Here is a 14,935-nt window from a genome sequence, read left to right as displayed (position 1 = left end):
GTCCATCCAACAAAATGAAGGAGCATTACAATGCCGAAAGAGGTCACGAGGTATATAAAAAAGGAAGTTGAAAGAGAGCTGTGGGCGAGAGCGGCAGGCAGGTGTCAATTCGCTGGTTGTAATCGGCTATTATATAAGTCTCCGGTGACACAGGAGAACGTCAACATATCTGAAAAAGCGCACATTTATGCATTTTCAGAGCGCGGTCCACGAGGTTGGGGGCAATTCTCTTTTAATCGAAAACTCCTCAACGATGTATCAAATCTTATGCTTATGTGCCATGACTGCCATAAAACAATTGATCAGGATAAAGGAGGGAAAAAATACTCAGCGGAACTTCTGATTGGTTGGAAAAACGAACATGAAAAACGAGTTGCAATTGTAACGGGTGTCAATCCAGAGAAGAAGTCCCATGTCATTTTATACGGAGCCAACATAGGCGAACAAAAATCCAGTTTACAGCCAGAGGAAGCCAAGGCTGCTCTTTTTCCTTTGAAGTATCCGGCTGAGGAGAAAACAATAAATCTTTCCATGAAATGGGAAGGTAAAGACGATGAAAAAGGATATTGGGACACCGAGTCAAAAAATTTACGAGATGCCTTTCAGCGAAAACTTATCCCTCTCATTGAGACCGCAGATCCATATCATCTGTCCGTTTTTGCAATCGCCCCTATGCCTTTATTAACTCTCTTAGGCTCATTATTGAACGACAAGGTTCCGGTGGATGTATATCAGCGTCGTCGGGAACCCCATCCAACCTGGCAATGGGCCGACACCCCCAAAAATTTTGATTTTTTAATCAAACCGCCCAACACATTCCTTCATCCACCGGCTCTTTTGCTTTCATTAAGCGATTCAATCGCACATGACCGGGTGACATCAGTGACCGGGAAAGACATATCCATTTGGGAAGTTACGATTGAAAAACCCGGTAATGATTTCTTGACATCCAGAGAACAGCTTTCAATTTATCGACGAACAGTTCGTTCACTATTGGTTGATATTGGAAAGGCACACGGGAAAGCCACGCCTTTAAGTATTTTTCCCGCCATGCCGGTTGCCTGTGCCGTCGAATTAGGCAGGGTAAGAATGCCAAAAGCAGACTCAAAATGGATTGTTTATGATCAGAACAACTTAAAGAAAAAGTTTATAAAGGCGTTGGAAATAACATAAGGTCACACCTGATTCTGGGTATCAATTTTTGGCATATTATTACTCTAGTGCTAGTGCTAATTTTTCATGTGCGGTCATAATATCCTCCCTTAGGTTATTTATTCGTCAAAAGATTTGTAACCCGAGAGGACGACCGCGCGCCGGACCGGCTTCTCCTGTTGAAAAATATCGAAACCATGGTGCCGGTGTGATATGGTTGCGCTGTAAGCGGCTGGTGGTTTGCGAAACAGAACGATATGTGTGAGGAAATCAATGAAAAATCATTTTTTGGTTGTCTGTGTATGGCTGACAGTCTGTCTGGCGCCTGTCTGTGCCCCTGCCGGCCAGTCCTTCGAGGTATCCCAGTTCATTTCCCCTGATACCTGCAGCGGATGCCACAGCGACATCTACGCCCAGTGGAAAAACTCCATGCACGGCCTGGCCCATAAGGACCCCATTTACCAGAAGGTGGCAAAGTTTTTTTTAACCGGCCTGACCGACCCCGGCGAGGTGGAGGAGTCCGAGTCCTGCGTCAAGTGCCACACCCCGGTGGGCGTGGTGAGCGGCTTTCCAAAAAAGACCTCGGACGACTGGTCAAAGACCCCGGAGATCGCCACCCACGGGATCCAGTGCGATTTCTGCCATTCGGCCGTGAGCGCGGAAAAGATGTACAATAACGGCATGGTCCTGTCGCCGGGTAACGGCGAGGCCGATCCCGGCATCAAACGGGGCCCGATCAAGGATCCGGTGCCCGAGTTCCACGAAGCCGAGTTTTCGGAATTTCATACCGGCGCTGAAATCTGCGGCACCTGCCATAACGTCAAGCACGTGGCGTTCGGCACCGACCTGGAGACCACCTATGATGAGTGGGCCGCCGGCCCCTACAACAGCGACGATCCGGCAAAGCGGGTAGTGTGCCAGGAATGCCACATGCGCCAGAAGCCCGGCCTGCCGGCCACCGGTTCCACCCCGCGGCCCGACAACCCCGGTTATGCGTCGGATATCGGCCCGGAACGGGACCACGTGTATACTCATTATTTTGTGGGCGCCAACAATTTTGTGCCCCAACAGTTCGGCGACACGGAAAAAACGGCAATGGCCGTTGAGCGGCTGACCCATGCCGCTACCCTTACCCTGGATACGACAGGGATAAAAAAGGGGCGCCTGACGGTGACGGTGTCCAATACCGGGGCCGGCCACAAGCTGCCCACCGGCCTGACAAACGCCCGACAGATGTGGCTTGAGGTGACGGTGAAAAGCAAAAAGGACGGGCAGGTGCTTTATGCTTCCGGGGCTTTGAATGCCGATGGCTACGTGGCAGACAGTGCGACGGTTTACCATACGATTTTCGGGGACGGCAAGGGCAAACCGGTGGACAACATCTCCCTTGCGCGTGAGATCCTTACGGATCAACGCATACCGCCCGGGCAGGCCGTGACCGAAACCTTTAAACTGCCGGCCAAAACCCCCTGCAAGGATGTGGTGGTTTCGGTCCGGCTTCAGTACCGCATCTGCTCCCAGAAACTGCTGGACCTGGTGCTGGGCAAGGGCGCGCTCTCAGTACCGGTGGTGACCATGGCCCAGATTGAAACCAGTCTGTAGCGGTGCCTAAACCGGAGCGGCGGAAAAGGATACGACCCTTGACCACCCGGCAGATCAAAAAAGAGGTGGCCGCCCTGCTGACCCGGCCGGACGCCGCCGATGACATGGAGAAAATCGCCGCCTTTCCGGCAAGGCAGGTGATCAATCCCCTGATCGGTTTTCTGTGCAGAAAAGGCGACCCGGTCCAGCAGCGGGCCGTGGAGGCCATTGCCGAGGTCACGGCCCGGCTGGCGGAAACCGACATGGAGAGGGCCCGGGTGATCATGCGTCGCCTGATGTGGAGCTTAAACGACGAATCCGGAGGCATCGGGTGGGGGGCCCCCGAGGCCATGGGCGCGATTCTGGCCCGGCATGCCGGGCTGGCCGCGGAATATGCCAAGATCCTGTTCTCCTACATTCACCCGGACAAGAATTTTCTGGAGCACGACGACCTTCGCATGGACGCCTTTCGCGGTATCCTTCGGCTGGCCAGGGCCAGGCCCCGGATCGTTGAGCAGTTTCGCGGGCATCTGACACCCTATGGTCATGATCCGGATGTGGCGGTCCAAAGAATGGTAAAAGAAATTTTTTTACAAATCGACGGACCGCCATCGGCCTGAGGCTCCCTGTTTTTTTCGTTTTTCCTTTGAAATTATCGGTTTGCGAACGGACCGGCCCCCATAAATCTCTTGACAATGCCCGGTGATTCCATTAAAAGCTATAAGATTGTAATGCAGGCGAAAGCCTGTAAAAAAATCAATAAGTTTAGAAATATAGACGTGTTAGGAGAAAAAAATGGCTGTACCGAAGCGAAGAAAATCAAAGTCAAAAAGAGACATGCGCAAATCCCAGCACAAGGTGGCGCCGATCAACGTATCCTCATGCCCCCAGTGCGGCGAGGCCAAACTTCATCACCGGGCATGCCCTTCCTGCGGCACTTACAAGGACCGCACCGTGATCGAGACGGAAGCCTAGGAGGGTGTCCGGTGTGTCCCGTGCTGCCGGCAGGAGACAGACCATGACCATGCCAGGCCACCAGAAACGCGTTGTTGTTGTCACCGGCGGGTCCCGTGGTATCGGCCGGGCGATCTGCCTTGCCTTTGCCGATGCCGGCACCCGTGTCTATGTCAATTATGCCGCATCGGTCGATCAGGCCGAAGAGACAAAAAAGCAGGTTGAAGCGCGGGGTGGATCGGCTGTCTGCATTCAGGCCGACGTGTCCCGTGAGGCGGATGTAACAGCCCTGTTCAAGACCGTGGTGGCCGAGTCGGGCCGCATAGACGTGCTGGTGAACAATGCGGGCATTTCCCGGGACGGGCTGGTGCCCCGCATGTCCGGGGCGGACTGGGACGATGTGATGGCCGTCAATTTACGGGGCGCGTTTTTCTGCATCAAGGCCGCCTCCCGGCAGATGCTCAAGCAGCGCGGCGGCCGGATTATTAACATCACCTCCGTGGTGGGGTTTTCCGGCAACGCGGGCCAGGCCAATTACGCGGCCGCCAAGGCGGGCCTGGCCGGGCTGACCCGGTCCGTGGCCCTGGAGTTTGCCTCCCGGAACATCACGGTCAATGCCGTGGCGCCGGGCCTGGTAAACACCGACATGGCGGCCGGGCTTTCCGACCAGGACCGGGAACGCATCGCGGAAAAGATTCCCCTGGGCCGCATGGGCACCTCGGACGATGTGGCCGGGGTGGTGGCGTTTCTGGCCTCGGACGCGGCGGCTTACATCACCGGCCAGGTGGTTCATGTCAATGGCGGCCTTTACCTGTAGTCCGGCCGGTCGTTATCAATAACCGGATCGAAAAAGACAAAAACCCGGTCCGGTCAGAAAACAGAGAAAACAGACGCGAATATGTCCGTTCGATTTTTGGGCGGGTGAAGCGGTAAAAGGAGAACAGCATGTCCATTGAAGATAAGGTTAAACGCATTCTGGCCGAGCGGCTTGAGGTCGATCCCAGTGAAATCCGGCCGGATGCCGAGTTTATCAGCGACCTGGGCGCCGATTCCCTGGATATTGTGGAGCTGCTCATGTCCCTGGAGGACGAGTTTGATATCGAGATATCCGACGATGAGGCCGAGCAGATCATGACGGTGAAGGACGCGGTGGAGTTTATCACAAAACGGCTGTAGCCCGGACTGGGGGCGGCGGCGCGCAAGCCGCTGGCCTTGAATTGGTGGAACAGTGAGAATGATCATTGACTATCTGGCACAGCAGGACCCCGAGGTGGCCGGGGCCGTTGCCCGTGAAGTGGAGCGGCAGCAGCACAACCTGGAACTGATCGCATCGGAAAACATCGCCAGCCGGGCCGTAATGGCGGCCCAGGGAAGCGTGCTGACCAACAAATATGCCGAGGGGTACCCGGGCAAACGCTATTACGGCGGATGTGAATACGTGGACCAGGCCGAGCAGATCGCCATTGACCGGGCCAAAACCCTGTTCGGCGCCGCCTACGCCAATGTCCAGCCCCACTCCGGTTCCCAGGCCAACATGGCGGTCTATTTTGCCCTGCTGTCGCCCGGCGACACGGGACTGGGCATGGACCTGGCCCATGGCGGCCACCTGACCCACGGCAGCCCGGTGAGTTTTTCCGGCCGGCTGTTTGACTTTAAACACTATGGCGTAAAAAAAGAGACCGGCACCATCGACTATGATCAGGTGGCCGACCTGGCGAAAACCCACCGGCCGAAAATGATCATCGCCGGCGCCAGCGCCTATCCCCGAACCCTGGATTTTGAAAAGTTCGCGCAGATCGCCGCGTCAGTGGAGGCCTGCCTGGTGGTGGACATGGCCCATATCGCCGGCCTGGTGGCGGCCGGGGTTCATCCGTCGCCGGTTCCCCACGCGGACGTGGTCACCTCCACCACGCACAAGACGCTGCGCGGCCCCCGGGGCGGCCTGATTCTTTCAGCCAGGGCCGATTTCGGAAAGGCCTTGAACAAGGAGATTTTTCCCGGCATTCAGGGCGGGCCCCTGATGCACGTGATCGCGGCAAAGGCCGTGGCCTTTGGCGAGGCCCTTACCGACGGTTTTGTGGCCTACCAGCAGCAGGTGGTAAAAAACGCCCGCGCACTGGCCGCGCACCTGATGGAACAGGGCATTGAGCTGGTATCCGGCGGCACCGACAATCACATGATGCTGGCCGACCTGCGCAACATCAGCGTCACCGGCAAAGCCGCCGAGACCGCCCTGGAACGGGCCGGCCTGACCCTGAACAAAAACGCCGTGCCCTTTGACACGGAAAACCCCACCGTGACCAGCGGGGTCCGCATCGGCACCCCGGTGATGACCACCCGGGGCATGAAGGAGCCGGAAATGGCGGTGGTGGCCGGGCTGATCGTGAACGTGCTGAAGAACATTTCCAACGATACCGTGATTCAGGCCACCCGGAAGCGGGTCATGGAGCTGTGCGAGGCCTTTCCGATTTACCGTGACAACGACAATGGATAAACCGCATACGGACAAACCGGCCCGACCCGACTGGCACACCTATTTCATGGAGATTACGGAACTGGTGGCCAGGCGCTCCACCTGCCTGCGACGTCACGTGGGAGCCGTGATCGTCAAGAACAAGCGAATGCTGGCCACCGGTTATAACGGGGCACCGGCCGGGGTCACCCATTGCAGTGAAACCGGCTGCCTGCGCGCCAGACTCAATGTTCCCTCCGGCGAGCGCCACGAACTGTGCCGGGGCATTCACGCCGAACAGAACGCCATTATCCAGGCGGCCTTTCACGGGGTTTCCATTCAGGGGGCGTCGCTGTACTGCACCAACCAGCCCTGTTCCATCTGCGCCAAGATGATCATCAATGCCGGTATCTCGGCGGTCTATTATAAGGATGGGTATGACGATCCCATGTCCCTGGAGATGCTTGCCGAAGCCGGGGTCGAGCTGATCCGGCTGCCCTGATAAAAGGAGATTTTCATGAAATGCCCGTATTGCGGTTCCCTTGACAACAAGGTGATCGATTCGCGGTTAAGCCGGGACGACACCGAGACCCGGCGCCGGCGGGAGTGCCTGGAGTGTGCCCGCCGGTTTACCACCTACGAGCACGTGGAAAAGGCGCCGCTCATGATCGTCAAGAAGGACGGCCGGCGGGAAGAGTTTTTAAAGGACAAGGTGCGGTCCGGCATGATGAGCGCCTGCCAGAAGCGGCGCATCAGCATCAACATCATAGAGGATTTCATCTCCGAGCTGGAGCAGGACCTCATGGAGATGGGGGAGCATGAAATTCCCTCAAGCATCATCGGCGAAAAGGTGATGAAAAAGCTGCATGCCCTGGATGACGTGGCCTATGTGCGGTTTGCCTCGGTCTACCGGGAGTTTAAGGATGTGCACGATTTTTACTCCGAGCTCAAGAGCCTGCTGAAAAAACAGTAGCGGCAATGTTTTTTCTCCCTGGATCCCGCGGTCTGACCGGTTCGTGGCACGTTTTCGAAGGCAAGATCTGAATGGATGATACCTATTTCATGAATATGGCCCTGGGCCTGGCCGAACGGGGAACCGGTTTTACTTCTCCCAACCCCGTGGTGGGTGCCGTGGTGGTGCGGGACGGCCGGGTGGTGGGCCAGGGGTTTCACGCGGCAGCGGGAAAACCCCACGCCGAAGTGGTGGCCATTGACGATGCCGGTGAACTGGCCCGTGGCGCCGATCTTTACGTGACCCTGGAACCCTGCAATCATACGGGCCGGACCCCGCCCTGTACGCGGAAGATTTGCGATGCCGGCATCGCCCGGGTGGTGGTGGCCACGATCGACTCCAACCCCCACGTGGCCGGCGGCGGCATTCAATACCTGGAGTCCCGGGGTATTGCCGTTACTGTGGGGGTCTGCGAGGCCGAGGCCAAAAAGCAGATCGAGTGGTTTGCAAAATATGTGACCACGGGGCGGCCTTTTGTCACGGTCAAGTGCGCCATGACGTTAGACGGCCGCATCGCCACACGCACCGGCGATTCCAAATGGGTTACCGGAGAGGCGGCCCGTGCCTTTGTGCACAGGATGCGCCACGCGTCCGACGCCATCCTGGTAGGCGTGGGCACGGCCAACGCCGATAATCCCCGGCTCACGGCCCGGGTTGAGGGCATGCGAACCAGAGATCCCATGCGGATCGTGCTGGACACAAAGCTCTCCATTCGAGAGGATGCCGCGATGTTTGACCTGGATTCGTCCGCTGAAACGCTGATCGTGGTGGGGCCGGGGCATGACAAAAAAAAACGGGACCGGCTCAAGGGAAAGGCCCGGTTTTTTGATGCGGCGCTGGCCATCGGTCGGATTGACATGGCCGGGCTCATGGACGGCCTTGGAAAGATGGGGATTACCAGCCTGCTGATTGAGGGAGGGGGTCAGGTGATCGGGGCCGCGTTTGCGGCCGGCATCGTGGACAAGGTATGCTTTTTTTACGCCCCGAAAATTCTGGGCGGCGACGACGGTGTTCCCGTGTGCGCGGGAGCGGGACAGGAACAGATGAAAAATGCGTTGCCGGTGCGGAATGTGTCCGTGACCCGGTTTGATGATGACATTCTGATCGAGGGGTATGTGTCCTGATGTTTACCGGTATTGTTGAAGGATTCGGCCAGATCAAGGACCTGCGGCCGTCGGCCGACCGGGGCCGGCGCATTTGCGTGGAGGCCGGGTTTGCCGTCGATGATACAAAGGTGGGCGACAGCATTGCCGTTAACGGGGCCTGCCTTACCGTGGTGACCATTGAGGGCCGGCGGTTCGAGGCCGATGTGGCACCGGAAACGCTTTCCAAAACCACTCTGGGCAACCTGCGGGCCGGGGAAAAGGTCAATCTGGAGCGGGCCCTGCGGTTCTCCGATCGGCTGGGGGGCCACCTGGTGACCGGCCATATCGACGGCACCGGGGTGATTCAGAGCAAGAAGAACACGGGTAACGCCGTGCTGGTGACCATCGGCCTGCCCCGTGACCTGGGCCGGTACATGGTGAAAAAGGGGTCAGTGGCCGTTGACGGCATCAGCCTGACCATTAACGACTGCAGCCCGACCCACGTGGCGTTGAGCATCATTCCGCATACGGTCTCAATCACCACCATCGGGCTGCGCAACAGCGGCGACGCGGTCAACATTGAGACCGATATCATCGGCAAGTATGTGGAGCACTTTCTTTCCGGGTCCGGGAAAAAGCCGGACGGCGGCATTGACATGGAATTTCTGGCCAAAAAAGGATTTATGTAGATCATATCGTGGCGGGGAAGATCCCTGCCGCTTTGAAATTTGAGAAAGACAGGAGATCAACATGGCAGTACTGAGTATCGAAGAGGCAATAAAGGATGTTCGCGCCGGTAAAATGGTGATTCTCGTTGATGACGAGGACCGTGAAAATGAAGGGGACCTGATGATCGCCGCGGAGAAGACGACCCCCGAGGCGGTTAACTTCATGGCAAAGTACGGCAGGGGCCTGATCTGTCTGGCCCTGGACGCCAAAAAGGTGGAAGAACTGGACCTGCCCCTGATGGTGGACAGAAACACCTCCCCCTTTGGAACCGGTTTTACGGTTTCCATAGAGGCCAAGCAAGGCGTGACCACCGGTATTTCAGCGGCGGACCGGGCCACCACGATTCTGGCTGCCGTGGCCGACGGCGCCAGGCCCGACGACCTGGTGCGGCCGGGTCACATATTTCCTTTGCGGGCACGGCGGGGCGGTGTCATTGTGCGGGCCGGGCAGACCGAGGGCTCGGTGGACCTGGCCCGGCTGGCCGGACTGAAACCCGCCGGCGTGATCTGCGAGGTCATGAACGACGACGGCACCATGGCCCGCATGCCCCAGCTGGAGGAGTTCAGCGAGGCTCACGGCATCGGCATCTGCACCATAGCGGACCTGATCGAGTACCGCATGCGCACCGAGTCCTTTGTGCGCAAGGTGGTGGAGACCACGATCCCCTCCATGTTCGGCGGCATCTTCAAGGTGATCGTGTACGAAAACGACATGGAAGATTTTCAGCATATCGCCCTGGTCAAGGGAGAGATTGACCCCGACAAACCGGTACTGGTGAGGGTTCACTCCGAGTGCCTCACCGGAGACATTTTCGGCTCCCTGCGGTGTGACTGCGGCAACCAGCTGCACAAGGCCATGGAGATGATGGAAAAAGAGGGGGCCGGGATTCTGCTTTATGTTCGTCAGGAGGGCCGCGGCATCGGCCTGGTGAACAAGCTCAAGGCCTATAATCTTCAGGACCAGGGCTACGACACGGTGGAAGCCAACGAGCAGCTGGGCTTCAAGGCCGACCTGCGGGATTACGGCATCGGCGCCCAGGTGCTGGCCGATCTGGGGGTGAAAAAGATGCGGCTGATCACCAACAATCCGAAAAAGATCGTCGGCCTGGAGGGCTATGGCCTCTCCGTGGTGGAGCAGATTCCCATTGAGATCGAGGCCAATGAACACAACAAGCGCTACCTGGAGTGCAAAAAACTCAAGATGGGCCACCTGTTGAACCTTGACTGCACGCCTTAAAGCGGTTTGCGTGTTGCAAAACAGGAGCAAAACCATTATAAAAATTGAAACATGCATCAACAGCCTGACGGTGGGAGGATAAAACACGCCGGCAGGATAAGGTAAAAGGAGAACAACAATGCCCAAACTGATGGAAGCGGGCCTTTCGGCCAAAGGCAAAACCTTTGCCCTGATTGCCAGCCGGTTTAATGATTTTATTACCGACCGGCTGGTCTCCGGGGCCGTGGACGCGCTGGTGCGCAACGGGGCGGCGGACAAGGACATTCACCTGGTCAAGGTGCCCGGCGCTTTTGAGATTCCCCTGCTGGCAAAGAAGATGGCGGAAAAAGGGGAGTACGACGCCATTGTCTGCCTGGGCGCGGTGATCCGGGGGTCGACACCCCATTTCGACTATGTGTGCGCCGAAGTATCCAAGGGCATCGCCCAGGTGAGCCTGGAGTTTTCCGTGCCGGTGATCTTCGGCATTGTCACCACCGACACCATCGAACAGGCCATTGAACGGGCCGGCACCAAGGCGGGCAACAAGGGATGGAACGCGGCCGTGTCGGCTGTTGAGATGGCCAACCTGATGGAAGTGGTGACGCGGGCGTAAGTTCTTATGGCAAGCAGGCGACGATCACGGGAACTTGCGTTGCAGTTTCTCTTTTCCTACGACTTGAACGCGGCCGGGGCCGGGGATTTTGACGCGTGGATGGAGGATTTCTGCGCGCGCTTCAACCTTTCGGAAAAGAATTTTCCCCATTTTTTTACCCTGGCCCAGGGCGTCAAGAACCGGTGGGAAAAGCTCAATGACCTGCTGGCCGAGAGTTCCGAGCACTGGAAGCTCAGCCGCATGTCCGGTGTGGACCGCAATGTCATGCGGATCGCCATTTTCGAGATGCTTTACTGTGACGACGTGCCGCCCCGTGTGGCCATCAACGAGGCCATAGAGATCGGCAAGAAATATGGCACCGATGAGTCCGGGGCCTTTATCAACGGTGTGCTGGATCGCATCAACAAGGAGCTGGGAGGATCGGAAGCGGACCTTCCCGAGAATATGAATACAACGAACAGCAAGGAGTAGCGTATGACTTCCCGGAAAATTTTTCTGACAGAAGATGAGATGCCGCGCCAGTGGTACAACATTCTGGCGGACATCAAGATGAATCCGCCGCTGGGACCCGACGGCAATCCCGTGGGACCCGATTCCCTGGCCCCTGTGTTCCCCATGAACCTTATCGAGCAGGAGGTCAGCACCGAGCGGTGGATCACCATTCCTGACGAGGTACTGGACATTCTGACGACGTGGCGGCCGTCCCCCCTGGTGCGGGCCCGCAATCTTGAAAAGGCGCTGGGAACGCCGGCCAAGATTTACTACAAGAACGAAAGCGTCAGCCCTGCCGGAAGCCATAAGCCCAACACCGCTGTCGCCCAAGCCTACTACAACAAGGAGTTCGGCATCAAGAAGCTCACCACCGAAACCGGGGCCGGCCAGTGGGGCAGCGCCCTCTCCTATGCCTGTTCCCAGTTCGGCCTGGAGTGCAAGATATTCATGGTACGGATCAGCTTCGACCAGAAGCCCTACCGCAAAAGCATGATGGGCGCCTGGGGTGGTAACTGTATTCCCAGCCCCAGCGACCAGACCCGTGCGGGCCGCGACGCCCTGGCCAAAGATCCCAACACCCCGGGCAGCCTGGGCATTGCCATCAGCGAAGCCATCGAATGTGCCGTCACCGACGAATCGGGAGAGACCCGTTATGCCCTGGGCAGCGTGCTCAACCACGTGATGCTGCACCAGACCATCATCGGGCTGGAAGCCAGGAAACAGTTTGAAAAAGTCGGCGACTATCCGGATGTCATCATCGGATGCGCCGGCGGCGGCAGCAACTTTGCCGGCATCGCTTTTCCCTTTGTCTACGACAAGATTCACGGCAAAGATATTGAGATTTACCCGGTGGAGCCCATGGGCTGCCCCACCATGACCAAGGCCCCCTTTGTTTACGACCACGGCGATACCGCCAAGTACACCCCCCTGCTGGCCATGCACAGCCTGGGTCATGCCTTTGTTCCGCCGCCTTTTCACGCGGGCGGGCTCCGTTACCACGGCATGGCGCCCACGGTCAGCCAGCTGGTCTGCGAAGGCATTGTTACCCCCCGGGCGGTTTCCCAGTTGAGCACCTTTGAGGCGGGCGTGCTGTTTGCCCGTTCCGAAGGTATCATTCCCGCGCCCGAGAGCAATCACGCCATCGCCTGTGTCATTGAAGAGGCCAACAAGGCAAAGGAAGAGGGCAAGGAAAAGGTGATCCTGTTCAACCTGAGCGGTCATGGCCTTCTGGACCTGGCCGGATACGACCGGTTCTTTGCCGGCGAGCTGTCCAACATTCTCATGAACGATGATGATCTGAAGGCGTCGGAAGCGGTGTTTGCCGATTATCCCAAGCCTGCGATCCTCAAGCACGATTAGACCGTGTCATTTCCCGGAAATCGGCCGGGGAATGATGTGCTGAATTTGCGGCCCGGCACGGCAAAGCGCGTGCCGGGCCTTTTTATTGCAACCGTGTTGCCGGTATCAATTCAACGGCGGTTGAAGGACGGAGAACGGAATCATGACGGAAGAGTGGCGGCGCCGGTGCCCCCGGTTGGGCCATGAAGTTCTTTTTTCTTACTGCCTGGGCTGCGGCATGAACGGCGAGCCGTGCCTGAAAACCGCTGACTGCTGGTGGGAACAGTTTGACGTGGTGGCCTACCTGAAAGCGCATTTTTCTCAAGAGACCGTGGCCCGTCTGCTCAATCCGCAACCCCAGCCCAAAATCACCGGCATTCTGGAGCTTATTGAACAGGCAAAACGCAACGCGGGAAAGTCATAACCCGTTGCCGGCAGCGACAAGACCAAGGAGGTGAATGTGATTCTTGAAAAACTGGAAGTGGGCATGATCATGGCCAACTGTTTTATCGTGGGATGTGACCAGACAAAACAGGCCGTGGTGATTGATCCCGGTGACGAGGCTGACCGGATTCTTTATCACCTGGCGGAAAACAAGCTCTCCGTAAAATATATCATCAACACCCACGGCCATTTTGATCACGTGGGCGCCAACAAGGAGTTAAAAAAAGCCACCGGCGCGGAACTGCTGATCCATGCCGCGGACGCGCCCATGCTCTCCGGCCTGTCCCAGATGGCGTCGGCTTTTGGTATTGCCGCGGAAAATTCACCACCGCCGGACCGCACCGTGAAAGAGGGGGATGTGATCTCCTTTGGCACCATTGAGATGAAGGTGCTTCACACGCCGGGTCACTCGCCGGGCGGCATTTCCCTGGTGACGGACAAGAAGGCCTTTGTGGGCGACACCCTGTTTGCCGGCTCCATCGGCCGGACCGACTTTCCAGGCGGTGATTTTGACACCCTGATTTCCGCCATTCAGACCAAGCTGTTTCCTCTGGGTGATGATGTGACGGTCTACTGCGGACACGGCCCGGAAACCACCATCGGTATGGAGCGGCGGACCAATCCCTTCTGCATGATGCGATAGCGCCTTTATTAAGCGCGGCGCAGCAATCCTGAACATTCAAGGTGTCATTGCGAGCCGCAGGCGAAGCAATCTTGTTCATATGCGAAGGAGATTGCTTCGTCGCTTTCGCTCCTCGCAATGACGTAGGTGACCGGTGGCACGGGCCAAGGCCGACAGGCCTTGCCCGTGGGTGTTTGTGTAAGACAGGCCTTGCCCGTGAAGACAACACAGGCCGGGTTTGCAAAAACCAGCCAAAGGGTCATGGCCCGGTCTGGATCGTGATCGCGGTTTCAAAAAATTCAGCAGCCGTTTTTTTCTCCCCGGCCGGCGCGGCGGATAGCTGAATGCCCCGGGTACGGGCCGCCACGGCATCCGGTTTTTCTTCCAGCAGGTAGACCGGCCCCCGGGTCTGTTGCGCCACCTCGCCCAGTGGCTGAGTGGCGGCGTAAACCGTTATTTTTTCAGTTCCAAAGGGAGGTACCACGGTCATGGTATACCGGTCGTTACCGGCCGGCAGCTGATAGACAGTGTCGCCCTGAAAATAGTTTTCCGTGCGATAGGGGTTGGGCAGAATCTGGGTCAGGGTGCCGGAGCAGTCTTCATAAACCACTCGGGCGAAAAAAGGCTTGTTGCCTTTCAGGAAAAGGGTCACCTGTTCGTCGGCCCTGTAATCCTTTTTGGGGCTGGTCAGGCTCACGGTCAGGGGCGCGGCCGGATCATCGGCCCACGGCCCGGCCGGCCGGACACCCTTCAGGTTCGGCGCCACCTCGGCCCGGATCACCACATGGAAGCTGTCGCCCATCTGAGGGTCTTTAATCCAGTCGCTTTCCAGTTTTTCCAGAACCGTCACCACGGCCTCGGCATAGGCCTTGACCAGGTCGGTTTTCAGGGCGAAGTTTTCCACTTCCGAGGCGCTCTGCACATGGGTGGCCGCCTTTTCCGCCGCGTCCCGTTTGGCCAGGGCCAAGGCCTCGCTTTCTGTCTGGTTGCGGCTCTTGTCATTGCCCAGGGCCGCCACACCGCTGCCGGTGGTGATGATGGAGTTGCCGGCCATGCCCGCCTGTGGCGCAAGCAGCACAAGTGTTGCCAGCAGGAAAATCCATATAAAAGCTGCCATAAACTGTTTTTGCGTGTGCGGCTGTTTTTCCATACCTGTTCTCCCTGAATGGTCCGGCCCTCTGTTTTGAATAATGAGGCGATTATGGCACACCCGGTGTGTGGATTCAAGCAAAGGAACGGTAACAGA

General features: G+C 57.6%; 18 protein-coding genes. 17 read left to right on the top strand and 1 reads right to left on the bottom strand.

The annotated features are described in order from the left end of the window. Positions 1–30 precede the first annotated feature (30 nt). From DOLE_RS10735 to DOLE_RS10655, 17 genes are all read left to right on the top strand, one after another. Positions 31–1,173 (top strand): SAVED domain-containing protein, encoded by a 1,143-nt coding sequence (locus DOLE_RS10735; protein ID WP_012175504.1) that lies wholly within the window; start codon positions 31–33, stop codon positions 1,171–1,173. Positions 1,174–1,425: 252 nt separating this feature from the next. Then, positions 1,426–2,754 (top strand): multiheme c-type cytochrome, encoded by a 1,329-nt coding sequence (locus DOLE_RS10730; protein ID WP_012175503.1) that lies wholly within the window; start codon positions 1,426–1,428, stop codon positions 2,752–2,754. A gap of 38 nt (positions 2,755–2,792) precedes the next feature. Continuing rightward, on the top strand, positions 2,793–3,353 hold the full coding sequence (locus tag DOLE_RS10725) for a DVU0298 family protein (RefSeq protein ID WP_012175502.1): 561 nt from the start codon (positions 2,793–2,795) through the stop codon (positions 3,351–3,353). Between the two features lie 175 nt (positions 3,354–3,528). Further along, positions 3,529–3,708 (top strand): 50S ribosomal protein L32, encoded by a 180-nt coding sequence (gene rpmF / locus DOLE_RS10720; RefSeq protein WP_041280512.1) that lies wholly within the window; start codon positions 3,529–3,531, stop codon positions 3,706–3,708. Between the two features lie 43 nt (positions 3,709–3,751). Beyond that, the gene (gene fabG / locus DOLE_RS10715; RefSeq protein ID WP_012175500.1) at positions 3,752–4,504 is read left to right on the top strand and encodes a 3-oxoacyl-[acyl-carrier-protein] reductase; all 753 of its coding nucleotides are present in this window, start codon (positions 3,752–3,754) and stop codon (positions 4,502–4,504) included. 128 nt (positions 4,505–4,632) lie between these two features. Continuing rightward, positions 4,633–4,863 carry an acyl carrier protein gene (gene acpP, locus DOLE_RS10710; protein ID WP_012175499.1) on the top strand — a complete coding sequence of 77 codons (231 nt, stop codon included), beginning with the start codon at positions 4,633–4,635 and terminating at the stop codon, positions 4,861–4,863. A 58-nt stretch (positions 4,864–4,921) separates the two neighbouring features. Next, positions 4,922–6,181, top strand: a complete 1,260-nt coding sequence (gene glyA, locus DOLE_RS10705) for a serine hydroxymethyltransferase (RefSeq protein WP_012175498.1) — start codon at positions 4,922–4,924, stop codon at positions 6,179–6,181. After that, positions 6,174–6,641 carry a deoxycytidylate deaminase gene (locus DOLE_RS10700; RefSeq protein WP_012175497.1) on the top strand — a complete coding sequence of 156 codons (468 nt, stop codon included), beginning with the start codon at positions 6,174–6,176 and terminating at the stop codon, positions 6,639–6,641. The genes glyA and DOLE_RS10700 overlap by 8 nt, the downstream gene beginning before the upstream one ends. A gap of 15 nt (positions 6,642–6,656) precedes the next feature. Then, positions 6,657–7,112, top strand: a complete 456-nt coding sequence (nrdR, locus tag DOLE_RS10695; protein WP_012175496.1) for a transcriptional regulator NrdR — start codon at positions 6,657–6,659, stop codon at positions 7,110–7,112. A 71-nt stretch (positions 7,113–7,183) separates the two neighbouring features. Continuing rightward, a complete protein-coding gene (gene ribD / locus DOLE_RS10690; RefSeq protein WP_012175495.1) occupies positions 7,184–8,275 on the top strand; it encodes a bifunctional diaminohydroxyphosphoribosylaminopyrimidine deaminase/5-amino-6-(5-phosphoribosylamino)uracil reductase RibD in 1,092 nt (363 codons plus the stop codon). Continuing rightward, positions 8,275–8,925 carry a riboflavin synthase gene (locus tag DOLE_RS10685; RefSeq protein WP_012175494.1) on the top strand — a complete coding sequence of 217 codons (651 nt, stop codon included), beginning with the start codon at positions 8,275–8,277 and terminating at the stop codon, positions 8,923–8,925. Before ribD ends, DOLE_RS10685 begins: the two co-directional genes overlap by 1 nt. A gap of 61 nt (positions 8,926–8,986) precedes the next feature. Continuing rightward, complete coding sequence (locus DOLE_RS10680) at positions 8,987–10,201, top strand: bifunctional 3,4-dihydroxy-2-butanone-4-phosphate synthase/GTP cyclohydrolase II (RefSeq protein ID WP_012175493.1); 1,215 nt, start codon at positions 8,987–8,989, stop codon at positions 10,199–10,201. A 118-nt stretch (positions 10,202–10,319) separates the two neighbouring features. Continuing rightward, positions 10,320–10,793 (top strand): 6,7-dimethyl-8-ribityllumazine synthase, encoded by a 474-nt coding sequence (gene ribH / locus DOLE_RS10675; protein ID WP_012175492.1) that lies wholly within the window; start codon positions 10,320–10,322, stop codon positions 10,791–10,793. A 6-nt stretch (positions 10,794–10,799) separates the two neighbouring features. After that, positions 10,800–11,264, top strand: a complete 465-nt coding sequence (gene nusB / locus DOLE_RS10670) for a transcription antitermination factor NusB (RefSeq protein ID WP_012175491.1) — start codon at positions 10,800–10,802, stop codon at positions 11,262–11,264. A 3-nt stretch (positions 11,265–11,267) separates the two neighbouring features. After that, a complete protein-coding gene (locus DOLE_RS10665; RefSeq protein WP_012175490.1) occupies positions 11,268–12,644 on the top strand; it encodes a TrpB-like pyridoxal phosphate-dependent enzyme in 1,377 nt (458 codons plus the stop codon). A 142-nt stretch (positions 12,645–12,786) separates the two neighbouring features. Beyond that, positions 12,787–13,047, top strand: coding sequence for a hypothetical protein (locus tag DOLE_RS10660; protein ID WP_012175489.1), 261 nt, complete (start codon positions 12,787–12,789; stop codon positions 13,045–13,047). A 36-nt stretch (positions 13,048–13,083) separates the two neighbouring features. Further along, the gene (locus tag DOLE_RS10655) at positions 13,084–13,710 is read left to right on the top strand and encodes an MBL fold metallo-hydrolase (protein WP_041280509.1); all 627 of its coding nucleotides are present in this window, start codon (positions 13,084–13,086) and stop codon (positions 13,708–13,710) included. A gap of 238 nt (positions 13,711–13,948) precedes the next feature. Here the strand turns inward: DOLE_RS10655 and DOLE_RS10650 are convergent, their stop codons facing one another. Continuing rightward, positions 13,949–14,839: a DUF4384 domain-containing protein gene (locus DOLE_RS10650; RefSeq protein WP_012175487.1), complete on the bottom strand. Its 891-nt coding sequence runs from the start codon at positions 14,837–14,839 to the stop codon at positions 13,949–13,951. Between the last annotated feature and the right edge of the window lie 96 nt (positions 14,840–14,935).

The organism is Desulfosudis oleivorans Hxd3, assembly GCF_000018405.1.
Taxonomy (GTDB): domain Bacteria; phylum Desulfobacterota; class Desulfobacteria; order Desulfobacterales; family Desulfosudaceae; genus Desulfosudis; species Desulfosudis oleivorans.
Note: the sequence above shows the minus strand (reverse complement) of the source record. Positions and strands in the feature narration are given on the sequence as shown.